The organism is Carnobacterium sp. CS13, from assembly GCF_016653495.1.
Classification (GTDB): Bacteria; Bacillota; Bacilli; order Lactobacillales; family Carnobacteriaceae; genus Carnobacterium_A; species Carnobacterium_A antarcticum.
This window is the reverse complement of the sequence record NZ_CP067364.1, coordinates 1489689-1509749: the sequence shown is the minus strand read 5'-3', so window position 1 is coordinate 1509749 and position 20061 is coordinate 1489689. Positions and strand designations below refer to the sequence as shown.

Annotated in this window: 15 protein-coding genes; 13 read left to right on the top strand and 2 right to left on the bottom strand. The window is 36.6% G+C overall.

The genetic code is table 11. The features are described from left to right. Positions 1-113 precede the first annotated feature (113 nt). The 7 genes from JHE06_RS07300 (at position 114) to JHE06_RS07270 (ending at position 9872) form a co-directional block, all read left to right on the top strand. On the top strand, positions 114-1058 hold the full coding sequence (locus JHE06_RS07300) for an ABC transporter permease (protein ID WP_201088339.1): 945 nt from the start codon (positions 114-116) through the stop codon (positions 1056-1058). A gap of 19 nt (positions 1059-1077) precedes the next feature. Next, complete coding sequence (locus JHE06_RS07295) at positions 1078-2052, top strand: carbohydrate ABC transporter permease (RefSeq protein ID WP_201088338.1); 975 nt, start codon at positions 1078-1080, stop codon at positions 2050-2052. 87 nt (positions 2053-2139) lie between these two features. Further along, positions 2140-3630: an ABC transporter substrate-binding protein gene (locus JHE06_RS07290; RefSeq protein ID WP_201088337.1), complete on the top strand. Its 1491-nt coding sequence runs from the start codon at positions 2140-2142 to the stop codon at positions 3628-3630. A gap of 107 nt (positions 3631-3737) precedes the next feature. Beyond that, entirely contained in the window at positions 3738-5915 is a 2178-nt protein-coding gene (locus JHE06_RS07285; protein WP_201089968.1) for a GH92 family glycosyl hydrolase, read from the top strand. Between the two features lie 132 nt (positions 5916-6047). Continuing rightward, the gene (locus tag JHE06_RS07280) at positions 6048-6647 is read left to right on the top strand and encodes a DUF624 domain-containing protein (protein ID WP_201088336.1); all 600 of its coding nucleotides are present in this window, start codon (positions 6048-6050) and stop codon (positions 6645-6647) included. Between the two features lie 33 nt (positions 6648-6680). Next, positions 6681-8375 (top strand): sensor histidine kinase, encoded by a 1695-nt coding sequence (locus JHE06_RS07275; RefSeq protein ID WP_201088335.1) that lies wholly within the window; start codon positions 6681-6683, stop codon positions 8373-8375. 27 nt (positions 8376-8402) lie between these two features. Beyond that, on the top strand, positions 8403-9872 hold the full coding sequence (locus JHE06_RS07270; protein WP_201088334.1) for a response regulator transcription factor: 1470 nt from the start codon (positions 8403-8405) through the stop codon (positions 9870-9872). A 32-nt stretch (positions 9873-9904) separates the two neighbouring features. On the opposite strand, the gene JHE06_RS07265 is transcribed toward JHE06_RS07270, so the two are convergent. Beyond that, positions 9905-11005 carry a GntR family transcriptional regulator gene (locus tag JHE06_RS07265; protein WP_201088333.1) on the bottom strand — a complete coding sequence of 367 codons (1101 nt, stop codon included), beginning with the start codon at positions 11003-11005 and terminating at the stop codon, positions 9905-9907. A 185-nt stretch (positions 11006-11190) separates the two neighbouring features. Between JHE06_RS07265 and JHE06_RS07260 the strand changes: the two genes are divergently transcribed. The 3 genes from JHE06_RS07260 to JHE06_RS07250 are packed head-to-tail and all read left to right on the top strand — an operon-like array spanning position 11191 to position 16597. Next, entirely contained in the window at positions 11191-12477 is a 1287-nt protein-coding gene (locus tag JHE06_RS07260) for a glycoside hydrolase family 125 protein (RefSeq protein ID WP_058918741.1), read from the top strand. Positions 12478-12494: 17 nt separating this feature from the next. Continuing rightward, positions 12495-13871, top strand: a complete 1377-nt coding sequence (locus JHE06_RS07255) for a glycoside hydrolase family 1 protein (protein ID WP_201088332.1) — start codon at positions 12495-12497, stop codon at positions 13869-13871. 20 nt (positions 13872-13891) lie between these two features. Beyond that, positions 13892-16597 carry an alpha-mannosidase gene (locus JHE06_RS07250; protein WP_201088331.1) on the top strand — a complete coding sequence of 902 codons (2706 nt, stop codon included), beginning with the start codon at positions 13892-13894 and terminating at the stop codon, positions 16595-16597. A gap of 119 nt (positions 16598-16716) precedes the next feature. Here JHE06_RS07250 and JHE06_RS07245 read toward each other — a convergent pair whose 3' ends face one another. Further along, positions 16717-17478, bottom strand: coding sequence for a 2-keto-4-pentenoate hydratase (locus JHE06_RS07245; RefSeq protein WP_201088330.1), 762 nt, complete (start codon positions 17476-17478; stop codon positions 16717-16719). Positions 17479-17800: 322 nt separating this feature from the next. On the opposite strand from JHE06_RS07245, the gene JHE06_RS07240 reads away from it, so the two are divergent. Genes JHE06_RS07240 through rbsD form a run of 3 tightly spaced genes read left to right on the top strand, consistent with a single transcriptional unit; the run spans position 17801 to position 20052 of the window. Further along, positions 17801-18784 (top strand): LacI family DNA-binding transcriptional regulator, encoded by a 984-nt coding sequence (locus JHE06_RS07240; protein WP_201088329.1) that lies wholly within the window; start codon positions 17801-17803, stop codon positions 18782-18784. Beyond that, a complete protein-coding gene (rbsK, locus tag JHE06_RS07235; protein ID WP_058918736.1) occupies positions 18777-19682 on the top strand; it encodes a ribokinase in 906 nt (301 codons plus the stop codon). Before JHE06_RS07240 ends, rbsK begins: the two co-directional genes overlap by 8 nt. Then, complete coding sequence (rbsD, locus tag JHE06_RS07230; RefSeq protein ID WP_058918735.1) at positions 19657-20052, top strand: D-ribose pyranase; 396 nt, start codon at positions 19657-19659, stop codon at positions 20050-20052. Before rbsK ends, rbsD begins: the two co-directional genes overlap by 26 nt. Positions 20053-20061: the final 9 nt, after the last annotated feature.

Here is a 20061-nt window from a genome sequence, read left to right as displayed (position 1 = left end):
ATTTTCTATAGTTTGTGTAGGATAAACCATAATTTATTCCTTTCTTCATTCGGTATAGTTAGTTAGAATAAATATATAAAGAAAGCGGTTACCAATTGAGGGAGGAGAACGAAATGAAAAAGAAAAAAAGAGGATTTTTGTATCATTTAAATAGAAACAAAGCGATGTTATTTATGGCACTGCCTGGAGCAATCTGGTTGATTTTCTTTTTCTATATACCTGTAGCAGGAAATGTGGTAGCTTTTAAAGATTTCAGGTTTATCGAAAACGGCGGTTTTTGGGGAAGTATCAGTCAAAGTAAATGGGTAGGATTTGATAACTTCAAGTTTTTATTTTCTTCTTCCAATGCCTATATCATTACTAGAAATACACTTCTTTACAACATAACATTCATTTTAGCGGGATTGATTTTGGCAGTCAGCATTGCTGTAATTGTTAGTCAATTGCGGTCCAAAAAAATGATTAAAGTCTATCAAACTTCTATGTTGCTTCCTTATTTTCTATCATGGGTTATTATTAGCTATTTTGTATACGCTTTCCTTAGTCCTGATAAAGGCTTGATCAACTCAATCATTGTTGGACAAGGAGGAACGCCCATCAGTTGGTATTCTGATCCGACTTACTGGCCTTATATCTTAGTGTTTTTAGGTATCTGGAAAGGTGTCGGTTACAGCAGCGTTATTTATTTCGCAGCCATTATGGGAATTGAACCGGCTTTTTATGAAGCGGCCGAAATTGATGGTGCTAGTAAATGGCAACAAATTCGACATGTTACATTGCCACATTTAGTTCCTCTGATTACCATTTTAACAATTATGGGAGTAGGCGGTATTTTCAAAGCTGACTTCGGTTTATTCTACCAAATCCCAAGAAATGCAGGTGCGCTTTATAACGTGACCTCAGTATTAGATACTTATATTTATAATGGTTTAGCTTCAAGTGGAGACATCGGAATGACAACAGCAGCAGGCTTGTACCAATCGGTTGTCGGTTTTGTCTTAGTTGTGGTCACCAACTTGATTGTCCGTCGTTTTGATGAAGAGTCAGCATTATTCTAACAAGAAAGGAGATGTAAAAATGCAAACTGAAGAAAGCTATACAGCAGTAGAAGTAAAAAGTAAGAATAAGGATACAGATAAGAAAAAGAAAAAGCACATCCATTCAGTCAATTACAAAGGATTTGGAAAGAAAACAAATATCTTTTTTAATATATTAATTGGATTATTTGCTTTTTCCTGTGTGTTTCCTTTTATTTTCATCATTATTTTATCTTTTAGTGATGAAACAGCCATGGTTGTTAACGGATATCAGTTGATTCCAGAAACTTGGAGTCTTGATGGTTATCGCTATTTGGCTCAAATGGGCGATCAAATTATTCAAGCTCTTTTCGTTACTGTTTTTGTCACGGTTGTCGGAACGCTAATCAATACTACGTTAACATCTTCATATGCTTATGCTATTTCGCGTAAAGATTTTAAATTCCGCAAGTTTTTTACAATGTTTGCATTAGTAACGATGTTGTTTAGTGCTGGATTAGTGCCAGGTTACATCGTGATGACGAGTTTGCTGGGACTGAAAGATACCATTTGGGCTTTGATTTTACCGATGGCTATGAGTCCTTTCAATATTATTGTTATGCGGACCTTCTTTATTCGCTCCGTACCAAATTCTATTATCGAATCAGCTAGAATCGATGGCGCAGGAGAATTTAGAACGTTTTGGAAAATTGTCTTGCCATTGGCTGTACCGGGAATTGCTACGATCAGTTTATTTGCTGCTATCGGATTTTGGAATGATTGGTTCAATGCGCTACTATATATTCAAAGTGATAATCTGATGCCGCTTCAATATGTATTGATGCAGATTCAAAGCAATATTGAGTTCATGATAGAAAATGCTGGTATGAGCTCGATGATTGGGGCTGCTGGTATTCCGAAAGAAGCTACTCGAATGGCAATGGTCGTTATTTCAACGCTGCCGATAGCATTAAGCTATCCGTTCTTCCAAAAATATTTTATCAGTGGTTTAACGATCGGCGGAGTGAAAGAGTAACCATTCGGTAAAGATAGTTTATGGTTGTTTTATATTTTTTAACTAAAGGGTATGAGCTTTTAAAAAAATAGTAACGGAGGAAAAAAAATGAAGATCAATTTTAAGAAAACGTTGGTTAAAGGAGCGGTAGCACTCTTATGCGGTGCAGCTCTAGTGGGTTGCGGCAGATTAGCAGCTGGCGACAGCAAAGAAAGCGAAAATAAAAATAGTGGTGGGGATAAAGATACAGTTTTAATGTATCAAGTCGGAGTGGCGCCAGAAAATTTAGATGAATTGATGGAGATCGCCAATAAACGGATCGAAGATGAAGTTGGTGTTCGTTTAAAAATTCAATATATCGGCTGGGGTGATTATGAGAAAAAAATGAATGTTATTACTTCTTCTGGAGAAAATTATGATATTGCTTTTGCACAAGACTACTTAAACAACGCTCAGAAAGGAGCATATGCTGACTTAACAGAATTAGCTCAAAAGTATGCACCTGAAACAATGGAACAAATAGATGAAGCTTACATTACTGGAAATACCATTGATGGAAAATTATATGCCATTCCTGTAAACGCCAATGTTTATGCACAACAAATGTTCACATTCAATCCCACATTCCTAGATAAATACGATATGGATATTTCAAAAGTCGAGACGTTGGAAGATTTGGAACCATTTTTACAAACGGTTAAAGATAATGAATCTGGTGTTGTTCCCTTAACGGCTGGTTCAGGTTGGAGAATCGAAAAAGACTTGGATTACTTAATCGGAAATAATGTTCCTTTAGGCATTGATTTAAATGGCGATCCTAAAAAACTAATCAATCCTTATGAAGAAGGCGATAGCTTATTGCCATTACTTGATACAATGCATGATTACTATACAAAAGGCTTTGTTCCCGCTGATGCAGCTACTAGCCAAACGGCTTACAATACAGATGAAGACACTTGGTTCGTCAGACAAGAAACTCAAGGACCTTATGATTACGGCGATTACTTGCTGCAACGAATTACTGGAAAAGAAATAACTTCAAGACCGTTCAGTAAGGCAGCTAAAACGGTAGCACAAGCACGCATGGCGAACTTTGTTATCTCAAACAATTCTAAGAAAAAAGAAGAATCTATGAAAGTCTTAAACTTGCTAAACTCAGACCCTGAATTATTAAACGGTTTAGTCTATGGAGTTGAAGGCAGAAACTGGGAAAAAACCGATGAAGAAGGACGTATTCGTTTATTAGATGGTTATTCTGATCCTAAGAGCGGCTATATGTCAGCTTGGAATTTAGCAAACAATGCGATTCTTTACATTGACGAAAAAGTAACCGATGAACAAATTGAACACAGAGACGAATCCATTGAAGAAGCGGAAGAATCTCCATTACTTGGATTTAATTTTGTGACTGATAATGTTAAAACTGAAATCACCAACGTGAACAATGTGGCAGCTCAATATACCGCTGGATTACAAACAGGTAGTGTTGATCCTAAAAAAGTTGTTCCAGAATATTTAGAAAAATTAAAAGAAGCCGGGTTAGATAAAATTCAAGAAGAAGCTCAAAAACAATTTGATGAATTCAATGCAAATAAATAATTAGTTCACCCCTGATTTTATGAAAAGAACGCCTGCTTTTTAGGTGTTCTTTTTCTTTAAAAATCAGATTATATGAGTTTGAAAATAACCGAATTAGGAGAATGTCTATTATGTTAGAATTGATCGATACAAGACAAGGAACGAACAATGACCGTAATTTTTCTAATGGCAACACACTGCCTTATACAGGTGTGCCATTCGGAATGAATCATTATGCTGTTCAAACAAATAATGAAGATAGCTGGTTTTTTAATCCGTATCACCGAGTATTTCAAGGTATTCGTTTGTCCCATCAACCTAGTCCTTGGATGGGAGATTTTTGCCCGTTGTTGATGACACCTATTGCAGGAAGCGAAATTTCAAATGATATTCCTTCTTATCAAAGTTCTTATCGCCCTGAAGAAGCAGTATTTAGTCCGCATTATTTAAAGATCAAACAACTGCGCTATAATATTGTGACGGAGCTGACTCCGAGCGAACGAGGATGCCGCCTGGATCTTACTTATCGGACTGAAAAACAAGCAGGAATTGTTTTCCATATGCCTGGGGAAAAAAGCTGGTTTAAGTTAAAACCGGAAACAAAAACCGTCGTTGGTTTTGTCAATTATGCTGCTGGCAGTCATGATCCTGATTTTGGCATGTATTTCACGTTTCGATTTGATTATGCATTCGATGTGAAAACTTCTGGTCTTGTTGAGTCAGATAAGGGCAAACAACTGATTCTATATTTTGAAGACGCTGCTCACCAAACAGTCCATGCGAGTTTAACTACATCTTTTATCAGCCTGAAACAAGCTAATTTGAATTATGAACGAGAGATAGCCGATTCATTTGAAGAACAAAAGCGATCTGCTGAAAAAAGTTGGGAACATTATTTGGAGCGGATCAGCGTTTCTCATGAAAATCAAGAATATGTTAAAACATTTTATACGTGTCTGTACCGAATGTTTTTATTTCCACAAAAGTTTTATGAACTAAACGAAGCAGGATTGCCGGTGCATTACGATACAACGGCAAAAGAAGTGAAATCAGGATATTTGTATACGAATAATGGTTTTTGGGATACGTATAAAACAGTTTATCCGTTGTACTCTATCATAGCACCGGAAGAGTACAAAGAAATATTAGCCGGAATTTTAACGGCTTATAACGAAAGCGGCTTCTTGCCTAAATGGCTTTCTCCTGACGAACGCGGGATGATGCCAGGTACTTTAGTAGATGCAGTCATTGCAGATGCAGCTGTTAAAGGGTTATTATCAGAAGCTGAAACAGCAGAGTTTTTAGATGCCATGATCAAAACAGCTACCGTTAAGAGTGGGAATTCTGTATACGGTAGATTAGGAATTGAAGAATACGATCGGCTAGGGTATGTTTCAACAGATGTATCAGAAAGTGTTAATCAAACATTGGATTATGCGTACAGCGATTTTTGTATTAGTCAGACTGCTGCAGTGCTCAACGACCAGCAACCGGTAGTAGAACAGTTTAAAAAAACATCCTTAAATTATCGGAACTTATTTGACCAGGAAACTGGATTTATGCGAGGGAAGGATACTGAAGGGAAATTCAGAAAAGATTTTTCTGCTGACCGCTGGGGTTTTGATTATACAGAAGGGAGCGCTTGGCAAAATAGTTTTGGTGTGTATCATAATATTCAAGATCTGATTGATGGTTATGAAAGTGAAACAGCTTTTTTAAATCGGTTGACCGAGCTGTGCAACACGCAGCCTTCATTCGAAGTAGGCAGTTATGGTTTTGAAATCCATGAAATGAGTGAAGTTTCAGCCATCGACTACGGACAATTAGCACTTTCTAATCAGCCGAGTTTTCATATCCCATATTTGTTTAATTATGTTGGGAAACCAGCATCAACTCAAGTAGTTGTTAAACAATTAATGACTCGTTTATTCAATAGCGGTTTTGAAGGATTCCCTGGGGATGAAGATAACGGCAGTATGTCAGGCTGGTTTGTATTTAGCTCCATGGGCTTCTATCCGGTAACCCCAGGCAGTGGAGAGTATGTTTTAGGAATCCCACTTTTTGATGAAGTGACCATTCATCTGCCTGATGGTAAAACATGGGAAATTGAAACTAGAAACAATACAGCACAGGCTAATTTTGTGACCGAAGTTTATAAAAACCAGGTGCCATATAATAAGTTGTACTTAACTCATGCAGATTTGCTTAGCGGCGGACGTTTTACCGTGCATTTGGGGTTAGCCCCTGTGTATAAAAAGATAACCAAAGAAGAACGACCTTTTTCATTAAAGAATCGACTTATCTAGCGACTAAGTAGCAGAACAGATAGGATAGAGTAAGCTGACAAAATTGCTCAGCTTTTCTATTTGGTTCAAGTAGTGTAAAATGAAAGCGATTGTTTTAACAGAGATTGGCAAAATGATTTGGAGGAATGATTTGTGATTTCAAAAGGAATTGAAACAACGTTTAACAAAGTGTACTACCTAATTAAATTAAGTTTATATTTTTGGGGATTAAGTTTTATCGGACTAGTGATTTTTGGTGTTACACCAGCAATGATGACTATTGTGGAAGAACATGATGAAGCAAACTGGGATTTTAATCAAATCAAATGGAAAAATCTTTTTGAAAAGTTCAAACAAAACTTCAAACAAGGCAATCAATTGCTTTTATTTTATCTGATGGTCGTTCTGATTATTGGATATAATTTATTTATTGCTCTTCAAACAAAAGGTTTGCTCTTTTTAGTGCTCGATTTTGTCTTGATTTTTGTACTATTTATATTAGTATTGTCATTCATTATCAATTTGGCTGTTTTGACATTTTTTGAGGTTACTTTGATCGATTCATTGAAATTATCGGTCATCCAATTCTTTACAAAGACAAAAGAATGTTTTTTGCTAATATTCGGTTTGATAATAGTTAGTGTAATAACTTATAAATTCCCTGGTTTGATTTTGTTTATTTCAACTGGGTTATTAGCTGGAGTTATCAGTACCAGCACTAAAAGAATGTTTCAAAATATCTTAGTTGATTAACTTGCAGAAGACCTGATTTTAGGAGCAGTGACAATGAAAACAAAAATGAAAAGCAATCAAATTTACTCTTTGTTAAAAACGTATTCGATTATATTGATTTTGTTTTTTACCATTTTCAGCATAGCAGTAGGACAATTGCTACATGAAAATAATAAAAAAATAGCATTGCAAAGTATTCAAAATGCTTCAGGACGGATTGAATTTCTAGTTAATAAAAATCAAGAGAAACTTGAAGAAGTTGCGGTCAGCCTCACCTCAACACCTGAGCAGATTACTAACATTCACCAATACTTTGAATTGTCTTATGCTGATTATTTATCAGAAGTGCTGGATACGAATTACCGGACAGATAGTTATTATTATCTGCCTAAAGCAATTGAAAGTCTTTATTATAATGAGAGCTCGCTTTTAGCCGCTAGCATCAGCTTAACAAATTATCCGGATATCTATTATTCACAAACTGGCAACTTAATGGGTGAGAAAGTAAAGCAACTACCAATAACAGATGCTATTCGTTTCTCAACAATTCTTATGAACCGCAATACATTGCAGCCAATCGGTTCTTTACATATGGATTTTGAAAAAGAAAATTTCAATCAAATTTTGACGAACCAAAATACAAACTACACGGTTCAAACGTTTATTTTTTCCAATACGAATCAATTGATTTATGAAGGAAGCAATAATAAAAATAATACAACATTATCAACTAAATTAGTTGATCAAATGGCGGTGGATTCGAAAATTGATTTGAAAAATTTGGAGAAAGAGTATTATATCACTGAATCACTGACTAAAAATGCTCATCAAATTTATACATTGATTCCGCGCAGGGAGATAGTCATTAGCACGTTGAAAAGTACTTTTGGTTTATTTTTATTCAGTTTACTATTCGATATTATCTTATTGCTGATTCTTTTTAATTTATTTAAGAAATATGTGGTTCAAGTAGAGGATATTTTGATTTCAATCAATCAAGTTGCTGATGGGGATAGCGGCAATCGAATCAATACCCAAGATAAAAAAGCAGAAACAAAACAAATAGCAGAAGGCATAAATGATATGCTGGACAGTATGCAGCGTTATATCAAAGACATATATGAACTAGAACTCAAACAAAAAGATGCTGATATGCGAGCTCTGCAGTCTCAAATCAATCCTCACTTTTTATATAATACTTTAGAGTATATCCGAATGAGTGCTATTAGTGAAGGTGCTGATGAGCTGGCAGATGTGGTTTTCCATTTTGGTACTTTATTGAGAAATAATATTTCTCACGAGAAAATAGTGACAGTAGAAAATGAATTAAAGTTTTGTGAAAAATACATTTACCTTTACCAAATGCGATATCCTGACCAATTTGCTTATTTATTTAAGGTTTGTGATGATGTCAAAGAAGTGATGATTCCTAAATTTGCTATTCAACCGCTGGTAGAAAATTATTTTGCACATGGAATTGACTTTACGAAAATAGAAAATGCTATCAGCGTCAAAGCGTATCAGGAAAATGGGAAAACAAAAATAGTTATTATTGATAACGGCGTAGGTATTCCCAAAAGTCAAATGGAACAAATTAACCATTCTTTCAAAGAAACGGAATTGTTTAAACCTGGTTCAGTTGGAATCATGAATGTGTATACCCGAATGAAACTTTACTTTGGTGAGAGTTTCAAAATGGAAATAAAAGAAACTGCCGGCGGAGGTACAACAATTATAATGGAATTCTGATAAATCAATAAAAAAGGATGAGGCAATGTGTATAAGGTACTATTAGTAGATGATGAATACATGATTTTAGCTGGTTTAAAAAAACTAATTGATTGGGAAAGCCTTGGTATGGAGATAGTAGAAACGGCTAGAAATGGGAAAAAAGCACTAGATTATATTATGGAACACCCAGTCGATATTATCTTGACCGATGTTACAATGCCCGTTTTATCTGGAATTGATTTTATTCAAGAAGCTCAAAAAACAGCTCAACCATTTAAGTTTATTATTCTTTCAGGCTATCAGGAATTTGAATACGTTAAAAACGGGATGCGTCTAGGAGCTTCTAACTATTTGTTGAAGCCAATCGATAAAGAAGAACTGTATCATTCACTTGAAAATATATTGAAAGAATTTGAACAGGAAAAACTTTACAATCAAGCAGATCAAGCTATTTTTGAAGGTTTGCTAGGCAGATGGATAAGAAACGAACTGAGGAAAGACCAGTTTGATCAATTAGTTGAAAATTATTTATTTAAGGTGCCTGAAGACCCATCATTTACTGTTGTGATTGTACGAAGTAGACAAAGAGGGAATTGGGAAACTAGTTTTAAAGAAACTTGCCGTGAGCTAAATATCTCTCTCTATTTTTCTTTAAACGAAACAGAAAAAGTCATCATTTTAGCAGGGCAAGATAGCAAAATGATGGAGCTAGAATTAAATCAGTTAAGTGAAAAGTTGAAAAACAATTGTTTATTCTTTATTGGGACATGTATTAAAGAACCAGGAAAAGTTTATAAAAGTTACAAATATGCATTGAAAGCAAAAGACCATGCTGATTTTTATGGAAAGCAACTTGTTTTTAATAAGTATAAAGAAAATACTATGACCGATTTGACTTTATCTGGGTTGGTGACCAATCTAAATGAGGGGATTTTTTCTAAAAACATCCAACGTATCTCTAAAGAAGTTAGTTTGTTTGTCAATCAACTAATAGATGGCCAAATGAATGCAGAAAATATTAAACGTTTGATGTATTTAGTTTTAGTTAATATTTATTTGCAGTTTGATGCTATTGAGAGTGATAAGTTTTTAAAGAAAACAAAAGCTATCTTTGATTCAGAAACATTTAATGAATTAGCAATGGTAATGGAAACTGATTTACTGCCTTTGGATGAATTAAAAAAACAATTACTTTACAGTGACTTGACCAAACAAACGATTGAAATTGTGCAAACGGAGTATATGGAGGATTTAAATTTAAAAGGTATTGCAAAAATCCTTCATGTAAATGTTATGTATTTAGGACAGGTCTTTAAAAAAGAAACGGGCAAGAGCTTTTCCAAGTATTTAAATCACTATCGAATCAATTTAGCAAAAGAGTTATTGCTGCGTTCAAAAGAACCGGTTAATGATATAGCAAGCCGAATTGGTTATCAAAACCAAGGCTATTTTTACAAAAACTTCAAAAACTTAGTAGGACAATCACCAAGAGAATTCAGGGATCAAATTCAATAGGATAGAAATAAAAAAGGGGCTGACGCTTAAGTTCAGTCCCTTTTCGCTTCGTATTTAGTCTGGACAGATTCTCGAACCCTTAATTTGGCAGAAACTTCAATTGAGCGGAGAGTATCTTTTTTAGCAGAATCGGCGATCATTGACAATAAAATCTCCGTTGCAGTATATCCGATTTGATAAAAGTCTTGTTTTACAGTAGTTAGCTTAGGAGTGATCATGCGAGCCAGAGAAATATCATCGAATCCGATAAAAGACATATCGGTTGGAATATCCCAGCCCATATTAGCAGCAGTCGAAATCAGTTCCATCGCTAAGACATCATGTTCAACAAAGATGCAGGTATAGCCTTGTTTTTTTGTTGTTTCCAGAAAAGATTGAATCAATTGATTTTGATCCATTGTAAGCGGACGATCGTTCAGGTATGGACCTATATCTAATTTGATATTGTACTCATGAAGTGCTTTAAGATAGCCTAAGTAACGATTTTTAACAGCCGTATTTTCGAGAAGCGAAGCTAATGAAAAAAATAATATCTTTTTGTGGCCTTGTCGAATAGCATACACAGTTGCTTCATAACCACCTTGAAAATTTGCTGAAGAAATAACGGGAACCGGCAAGCCAACCAATTCTTTATCTAACAAAACAATGGGGAGATCATCTAAGTACAGGTTATAAACAAGATCAACTAAAGTTGAAGGGAAATCAGGATAAAGAATCAAACCATCGCAAGTTTCTTTAGATAAAGAGTGAATTAGTTGGCGCTGTTTAAGAGGATCTTCTTGTGTGTAATGAATAGTTAATTGAAATGGAGTAGACTTCAAACAATCTGAAATGCCTTGTACATATTGCTCTAATCCAGCATTTTTAAAAAAGGGCAGCAATAAAGTGATATTAAATGTTTTTGCAAGAGGCTGTTTCTCAAGAATGACAAAACTTCCTTTGCCTGAAATACGTTTGATATAACCTTCTTCAGCTAGATCATTTAAAGCTCGTTTGCTGGTAATGCGACTTACCTTGTACTGGTCAGATAATTCTTTTTCTGTCGGCAGCTGGCTGTTAAAAGGAAACGTACCATTTAAAATTTTCGTTTTTAAAGAGTCGTAAATGACTTTATAAAGGGGTTCTTTTTTCAAACTATTTAGCCTCCAAATGGTATAACTATTTATACAAAATATACCATTTCATTTTGGGAATACAACAAATTTTAGTATTTTCTATATAAAATAGAGAGAAACCTATGTTTTGTAGTTATTTAAAAAATCATATTCTATAATACAAGTAATAAAAGATAATACAAATTCAAGAATGGAGAGACGAAATGGCTTATAAAGAGATACCTCAATCAATTCAAATATTAATGAATAAAGTTACTGAAAAATCAAAAGAAAATCCAAGATGGGCTGAAAATTTTAATGCTTCATTCTCTAATACCTTATTGACAACCGTTAAAAAACAAGCAGATGGAACAACGTTTTTACTGACAGGCGACATTCCGGCAATGTGGTTAAGAGACTCAACAGCACAAGTTCGCCCTTACTTGCTGGTAGCAAAAGAAGATAAAGACATTTCTGATATGATTGCAGGAGTAGTTGAAAAGCAATTGCAGTATGTTAACTTGGACCCTTATGCAAACGCTTTTAATGAAGAAGCCAATAGTGCTGGACACCAAGATGATCATACTGAAATGAATCCATGGATTTGGGAACGCAAATACGAGATCGACTCATTGTGTTATCCGGTTCAATTAAGCTACTTGCTGTACAAAGAAACCGGCAGAACTGACCAATTTAACGAAACATTTAAAGAAGCAGTAAAGAAAATTTTAGCACTTTGGAAAGTAGAACAAAATCACGAAAACTCTCCATACAACTTTGAACGCGATACTTGGAGAGAAGAAGATACATTAGTAAACGACGGTAAAGGCTCGCCGATCGGAGTAACAGGAATGACATGGTCAGGTTTTAGACCAAGTGATGACCGCTGTATCTACAATTATTTAGTGCCTTCAAATATGTTTGCAGTCGTTGTGTTAGATTATTTAAAAGAAATTTATACCGAGATAGTCAAAGAACCATCTATAGTTGATGAAGTTACAGAATTGCGTGAAGAGATCCAATCCGGTATTGAGAAATTTGCTAAAGTAAAAAACGCAGCAGGCGAAACAGTTTACGCATATGAAGTCGATGGGTTAGGGAATTACTCTATTATGGATGATTCAAACGTTCCCAGCTTGTTGGCAGCTCCTTACCTAGGCTACTGTGCAGAAGACGACGACGTTTACTTGGCAACACGCGAAACAATTTTAAGCAAAGAAAATCCTTATTTTTATGAAGGGAAATATGCTAAAGGTATCGGAAGTTCGCATACGCCTGAAAATTATGTTTGGCCGATTGCTCTAGCAATGGAAGGTTTGACCACTTCTGATAAAAGTGAGAAGAAACGCATCTTAGACTTGTTGGTTGAAAATGACGCAGGAACAAATTTGATGCACGAAGGCTTCGATGTTGATAACCCGAATAATTATACGAGAGAATGGTTCTCTTGGGCAAATATGATGTTTTGCGAATTAGTATTAGATTATTATGACTTACGGATTAAAAAGTAAGAAAGGCGGCAAACAACGTGAAAAAATTTCCAGACGGTTTTTTATGGGGAGCAGCAGCATCTGCTCCGCAAACAGAAGGGGCAGCATTGATTGACGGAAAAGCTCCGACAACATGGGATAAATGGTTTGAAATGAATCCTGAAAAATTCGATAAGGGTGTTGGGCCGAAAGACACGTCAAACGTTTACCAGCAGTACGCTGAAGACGTCCAATTGATGGAAGATATGAGTTTAAATTCTTATCGGACTTCGATTTCATGGGCTCGCTTATTGCCAGATGGAAAAACTCTCAATCAACAAGCGGTAGATTTTTATCGTAATTACTTTGTCAGCTTGATTGAAAAAGGTGTTGAACCAATCATCAACTTGTTTCACTTCGATATGCCATGGTGGCTGATGGAAAAAGGCGGCTGGGAAAGCCGGGAATCGGTAGAAAACTTCGGATATTATGCTAAGGTTGCCTTTGAACAATTCGGCGATTTAGTGCATCGATGGACAACGTTTAACGAACCCATTGTTCATGTTGAATGCGGCTACTTGTTTGAATTTCATTATCCAGCAGTCGTTGATTTTAAACGTGCTGTTCAAGTAGGTTACCATACCTTGATGGCACATACTCAAGCTGTTGAAGAATTTAGAAGAGGTAAACATACCGGAGAAATCGGCATTATTTTAAACTTAACACCGGTCTACAGTAAAAGTGATGCACCTGAAGATATTAAAGCCAAAGATATGGCTGATGCGTTAAACGTGAAGAGTTTTCTCGATCCTGTTGTTTTAGGACATTTTCCAACTGAATTGGTTCAATTATTAAAAGAAAATAACTTGCTGCCAGCTACTGAAACAGGCGACAAAGAAAAGCTGGCTCAAACAACCATTGATTTCTTAGGTGTCAATTATTATCAGCCTAAACGCGTACAAGCAGTGAATCAGCCTGCTGTTCCTGCAAAGATGCCAAGCGATTTATATGCAGAGTATGACTGGCCGGAGAAAAAAATAAATCCTTACCGCGGCTGGGAAATCTATCCTGAAGCGCTTTACGACATTGCTATGCGGATAAAAAATGATTACAAGAATATCCCGTGGTACGTATCTGAAAACGGTATGGGCGTAGCAGAAGAAGAGCGCTTCGTGGATGAAGATGGCGTTATTCAAGATGACTACAGAATTGAGTTTGTTCAAGATCACTTAGCTGAACTGCACAAAGCAGTCGAACAAGGCAGCCATTGTTTCGGTTACCATATGTGGACCTTTGTGGACTGCTGGTCTTGGCTGAACGGCTACCGCAATCGTTATGGTTTTTACCGTGTCGATATTGAGAACGACTTTAAACGAACACCTAAAAAAAGCAGTTTTTGGATGAGAACGGTTATTGAAAACAATGCAATAGATTAATGAAACAAAAGGAGCTAATCATGAAAAAGAAAGTTTATATTTTATCTCACAGTCATTGGGACCGTGAATGGTATTTGCCATACGAACAGCACCATATGCGTTTAGTAGAATTGATGGATGATGTTCTGGAGCTGTTTGAAACGGATCCAGAGTTTAAAAGTTTCCATTTAGACGGGCAAACGATCATGATCGATGATTACTTGCAAGTTCGGCCACATAAAAAAGAACTGATTCAAAAACATATTAAAAATGGGAAACTAAAAATTGGACCGTTTTATATTTTACAAGATGCTTTCTTAACAAGCAGCGAATCAAACGTCCGCAATATTATTGTCGGAATGGACGAAAGCAAACAATGGGGAGCACCCGTTAAATTAGGCTACTTTCCTGATACATTCGGCAACGCAGGCCAAACACCGCAAATGATGGAACAAGCTGGTTTCGATGTGGCTGCTTTCGGACGCGGTGTCAAGCCGACGGGATTCAATAATGTGGTGGTCAATGATGACAAATACGCTTCGCAATTTTCAGAAATGTGGTGGAAAGGGCCAGATGAATCGAAAATTTTAGGCCTGTTGTTTGCCAATTGGTACAGTAACGGAAATGAAATTCCAACAGAAAAAGCGGAAGCTCAAGTATTTTGGGAAACCAAATTAGCTGATGCAGGACTGTATACTTCGACTGATCATGTATTGATGATGAACGGCTGCGATCATCAGCCAGTTCAAAAAGATTTATCGACTGCCATTCAAGTCGCTAATGAACTTTACCCGGATATCGAATTCGTGCATGCAAGTTTTGAAGAATATTTAACCGCTTTAAAACAAGACTTGCCAGAAAACTTGAATACAGTTTCAGGAGAATTGACCTCTCAAGAAACAGACGGCTGGTACACATTAGCCAACACAGCATCAACTCGCGTATATTTGAAACAATGGAATACTCGTGTTTCTCGTTTGCTTGAAAGCATTGCAGAACCTTTGGCGACGATGGCGTATGAGACAGCGGAAGAATACCCGCATGATATGCTGCGGTATGCTTGGAAAACATTGATGCAAAACCACCCGCATGACAGTATCTGCGGCTGCAGTGTCGATGAAGTCCACCGCGAAATGGTCACACGTTTCGAGAAAGCCAATGAAGTGGGCCGTTATGTAGCGGATGAAGCTGCATTACACTTAGTGCGCTCCATTGATACCACAAGTTTTAAAAACATGGATGGTTTCCCGTTTGTTGTTTTCAATACGAGCGGTTCAGAAAAAATCGGCGTAGCTGAAGTACGGATCGAAATTGAACGTTTGCCGTTTTCAGCCGGTGTACCTGACCAATTGTACAAAGTACTCAAAGAAAAAGAATACCCATCCTTTGTAGTGAAAACTGTAGATGGCGAAACAATTTCTGCAATCGTGACAGAAGGTGGAACAGAATTCGGGTATGACTTGCCAAAAGACAAGTTCCGTCAGCCATTTATGGCTCGTTATGTGGAGGTTAGATTGCCGATTGAGTCGATGAAAGGATTGTCTTGGAACAGCTTTATATTAGTGGAAGCTGATGAACAAGACGTGGTGGTCACGGCAACGGAGGCGAGCCTGGTTTCAAACAACGGCGCAACGTTGGAAAACAGCTATTTGAAAATCGATGTCCAAAAAGACGGAACATTGGCTGTTTTGAATAAATCAACTAATCGAACATATGCAGAGTTGTTGAACTTTGAAGATGTAGGCGATATAGGAAATGAATATATTTTCAGACAGCCTTTGAATGACCAAGCTATCTACTCAAAAGGAACAGCTGCAGAAATCAATATTATTGAAGATACTGTCGGTTTTGGCGAAATTGAGATCACGCATCATCTAGAAGTGCCGATCTCAGCGGATGAACAATTGGAAGAAGAACAAAAAGCCGTTATTGAGATGCGAAATCGTCAAGCAGGGCGCTCTAAAACTTGTAAAACATTAACATTAAAAACAAAAGTACGTTTAGAACGCCATAGCCAGCAAGTCAAGTTCGAAACAACTTTTGATAACCAGCATAAAGACCACCGTTTGCGTGTGTTATTCCCGACAGGCATTCAATCTGATGTTCATTATGCAGACAGCATCTTTGAAGTTGTTGAACGGCCAAATACCGTTGATCCGGCATGGATCAATCCTTCCAACCCACAGCATACCCATGCTTTTGTGAATGTCCAAGACGCTGAACACGGTGTAACAGCAGCTGGGATCGGGTTGAACGAATATGAAATCATTGAAGAACAAAATCAACAAACCATTGCTGTCACATTGTTGAGAGCTGTTGGAGAGTTAGGAGATTGGGGATATTTTGCTACACCAGAAGCGCAATGCTTGGGAGAAAAATCTATGCTGTACGCATTATCTTTTCATGGAAAAGAAGAGGCGACCAGAACGTTCCATGAAGCATTCAACTATCAAATTCCTTTTAGTACTTACCAAACGACGGTTCATGATGGAAAGTGGTCGCCTAATCATCAATATGCTGAATTGAAAGGACAAAATATGGCACTGACTGCTTTCAAACGCAAAGAGCATAGCGATGAAATCATTACACGGATGTACAACTTAACCCATAAAGAAACAGACGCTGTCTTGACAATAGAAAATTATGCTTCGAAAAAATGCAACTTATTAGAAGAAGTCATTGAAGGAACGGTAGAAGAGACAGCTAAACCTTATGAAATTGTTAACACTTTATGGATACAAGAATGACAGACAAGAAGACTTCTGAACAAAAAATCAAGCTTATTACCTAAAAAGATCCTCCTAAAGCTGGCAGATGCCAGACTTAGGAGGATCTTTTTTTAACTTATATTATTAAGAATCGTAATCTAAGCATTCACCGTAAGCTGAACATTTCCTACACCTTCAAATTCGCCAGTATATTGTCCAACTTCTAGCGGTTTCGGCAGGACGAATGTACCAGAAGAAACAAACATACCTGGTTCAAGGGTCAAGTCATGTTGTCCTAATTTTTCTAATAACCACTTTATCGCTTTAACGGGAGGGTCCATAACAATAGAAGAGGAGCCTTGATCAAGGACTTCACCATTCAAAATCAATTTTCCATTGATAGCGTCTAAATCTGCATAAGTATAATCTTTTGCTGCTCCAAAAACAACTTTCCCGCCAACAGCTCCGTCAGCGCAAACTTGTTCTTTGGGCATTTTAGGAAACCAGTCTTCAAAACGAGAATCAGGTACTTCCAAACCAGGAGCCACCTGAGTTTTTGCAATAATTTCTTCTTCAGTGGATTTAGCTGTCAATGGTTCTTTAACAACAAAGACCAATTCCAATTCAACTAAAGGGTTCATCATTTGCTCACTAAGCGAAACGGTACCAGAAATTTGTTTATCCGTCATTTGTCCATACAATGGTTCTTTAGCACCGAATAAAGCTTGTGTTTCAAGACTGGTCATACTGATTTTATAACCTTTCAATGTTTCGTTATTTTCTTTTTTTGCTTTAGTGAAGGCGTGTTGAATTCGATATGCCTCCTCCAAATCAATATCTGCTGGAAAAACGGATTTTTCCAGTACTGCAACGTTCTTGTAAGCTCCATATAGTGTTTCTAAAAAAATTGCTTGCGACATATCAAAACCACCTTTATCATTTTATTTTAATCACTGAACTACTATTCTAATATATTTTTAATATAATGCAAGGGCAAAAGCGTTTTTTGTGCAGAAAAAATTAATAACTATAAAAATAGTTGGTTAAAAGCAATTACTTATTTTGTGTTTAAGTTATGTTATAAGGAAGATCCAGTCTGAAAACGAGAGAATTAGCTATAGATCATTAGAATATAGCAATTATTTTTATTTTATTGATGATAACGGTTGCAAATTCTTGGGTGAGGTGATATTATAAATGTGTAATCGGTTACACATACTAAACAGCAGTGAGGTGAACAGGATGAAAACCATTAAAGATGTTGCAAGCTTAGCGGGTGTGTCCGTCGCGACGGTTTCAAGAGCTTTGAATAAAAGCGGTTATGTCAGTGAAAAAAGCCGATTGAAAGTTGAAACGGCAATTAAAGAATTAGATTTTTATCCTAATGAAGTAGCCCGCTCGCTTTATCAAAAAAAATCTAAATTAATCGGTTTTCTTTTGCCAGATATCTCCAACCCGTTCTTTCCATTAGTGGCTAAAGGAATAGAGGATAAAATGAATCAAATGGGGTATAACTTAATTTTAGGCAATGTTCAAGAAAGCTCAGATAAAGAAAATGAATACATACGGACTTTTTCTCAAAACAATGTAGCCGGTGTCTTATCCGCGGTAGAAGGCGGCTTTCGTAATATGAAAGGTATGCCTTTTGTTATGCTGGATAGAGTTGCTTCAAACAAAGAATATTCTGTTTATTCAGATGATTATCAGGGAGGAAGTTTGGCTGCACAAGCTGTTGTTGAAAGAAATCCGGGTGAAGTGATCGTGATGGTTGGTCCACGAGACATTTCAAAGTCCTTAGTCCGCTCAGCAGGCAGCATCAAAGTTCTAGAAGAAAACAATATAAACTACCACTTATTTGAAACAGAATCGTTTCAATTTGATTCGGCAGAAAAAGCTGCCGTTCATTTATTAGAAAAATTTCCAAAAGCGAACAGCATTATCGCTTCGAATGATATCCATGCGTTAGCCGTTATGCGGGAAGCGATCAGAAAGGGGATCAAAATCCCTGAGGAACTGCAAATAGTAGGATACGATGACAATCCTTACAGTAAACTGATGTATCCTAGTTTATCGACCATCGCTCAACCAGCTTATCAAATTGGTTACAAAGGCGCTGAGATACTCTGTGCTCGCATAGAAGGAAAACCGATTAAAGAAAAAAACGTTCAGTTACCTGTAACGCTTGAAATTAGAGAATCGTTGAGAAAGAAGGATAAAGATGAGTAAAATTACAGTAGTAGGAAGTTTATCAACTGATTTTGTCGTAAGTGCTGATAAAAGACCTGAAATCGGTGAAACGATCACCGGCAAGGATTTCAAAACAACCTTTGGCGGAAAAGGGGCGAATCAAGCCGTAGCGGCGGCTCGTTTGGGAAGCCGAGTCAGTATGATAGGAACAGTTGGGACAGATTTATTTGGACAAGAGATCATTGCAAATTTAAAAAATAATCAAATAAACACGGATAATGTGGAATCGGTTACAGGTTTGCCTTCTGGTTCAGCGCATATCACTGTAGTCGACGGTGACAATAGCATCGTTTATATTCCTGGGGCAAATGATGCGATTACACATGAACAAGTAATAAGCGCATCAAGAACGATTGAAGAAAGTGATGTTGTGATTCTTCAAAATGAAACGCCGTTAGAAATAATTGAAAGTCTAATTGATATTTGTTTTCAAAAAGGCATCCAAACCATTTATAATCCTGCACCAGCTAAGCAAATCAAGCAAGAAACGATTGAAAAGGTAACTTTTTTAACTCCTAATGAATCAGAATACAACGTTTTGTTTCCGCAGTTAAGCATTTCTGAAGGATTGAAAAAACACCCTAATAAATTGATCGTCACGATGGGATCAAAAGGGGTGTACTTTAATGATGGATCAAAAGAAGTACAGATTCCTTCTTATCTTGTTCAACCTGTTGATACAACAGGAGCAGGCGATACCTTTAATGGAGCTTTCGGAGTAGCGTTGACATCTGGACTTGATATGGAATCTAGTATCCGTTTTGGAAATTTGGCAGCAGCTTTGTCGATCCAAACGTTTGGTGCACAAGGCGGCATGCCAACTTTAGAAGAAATGAAAGGAAGTGCTTTTTATGAAAAAGAATGGAATCTTAAATAGTGAGATAGATAAGGTTTTAGCTGATTTAGGTCATACGGATCAAATTATTATTGCTGATGCTGGTTTACCGATTCCGGATGGAGTAAAAAAGATTGATTTGGCTTTAGCTTTAAATGATCCTGCTTTTCAGAAAGTACTGGATTTGCTAGTGGAAGAAATGGTCATCGAAGAAGTAATGCTAGCCGACGAAATAAAAGCAGGCAATCCAAAACAATTAGAACAAATCCAACAAAAACTTCCGACACAAACATTCAACTATGTCAGCCATGAAGAATTTAAAAATTTATCAAAAAATGCTAAAGCTATTATTAGAACTGGAGAAGCTACTCCATATTCCAATATTATTCTACAATCAGGAGTGCTATTTTAGGAGGTCAGA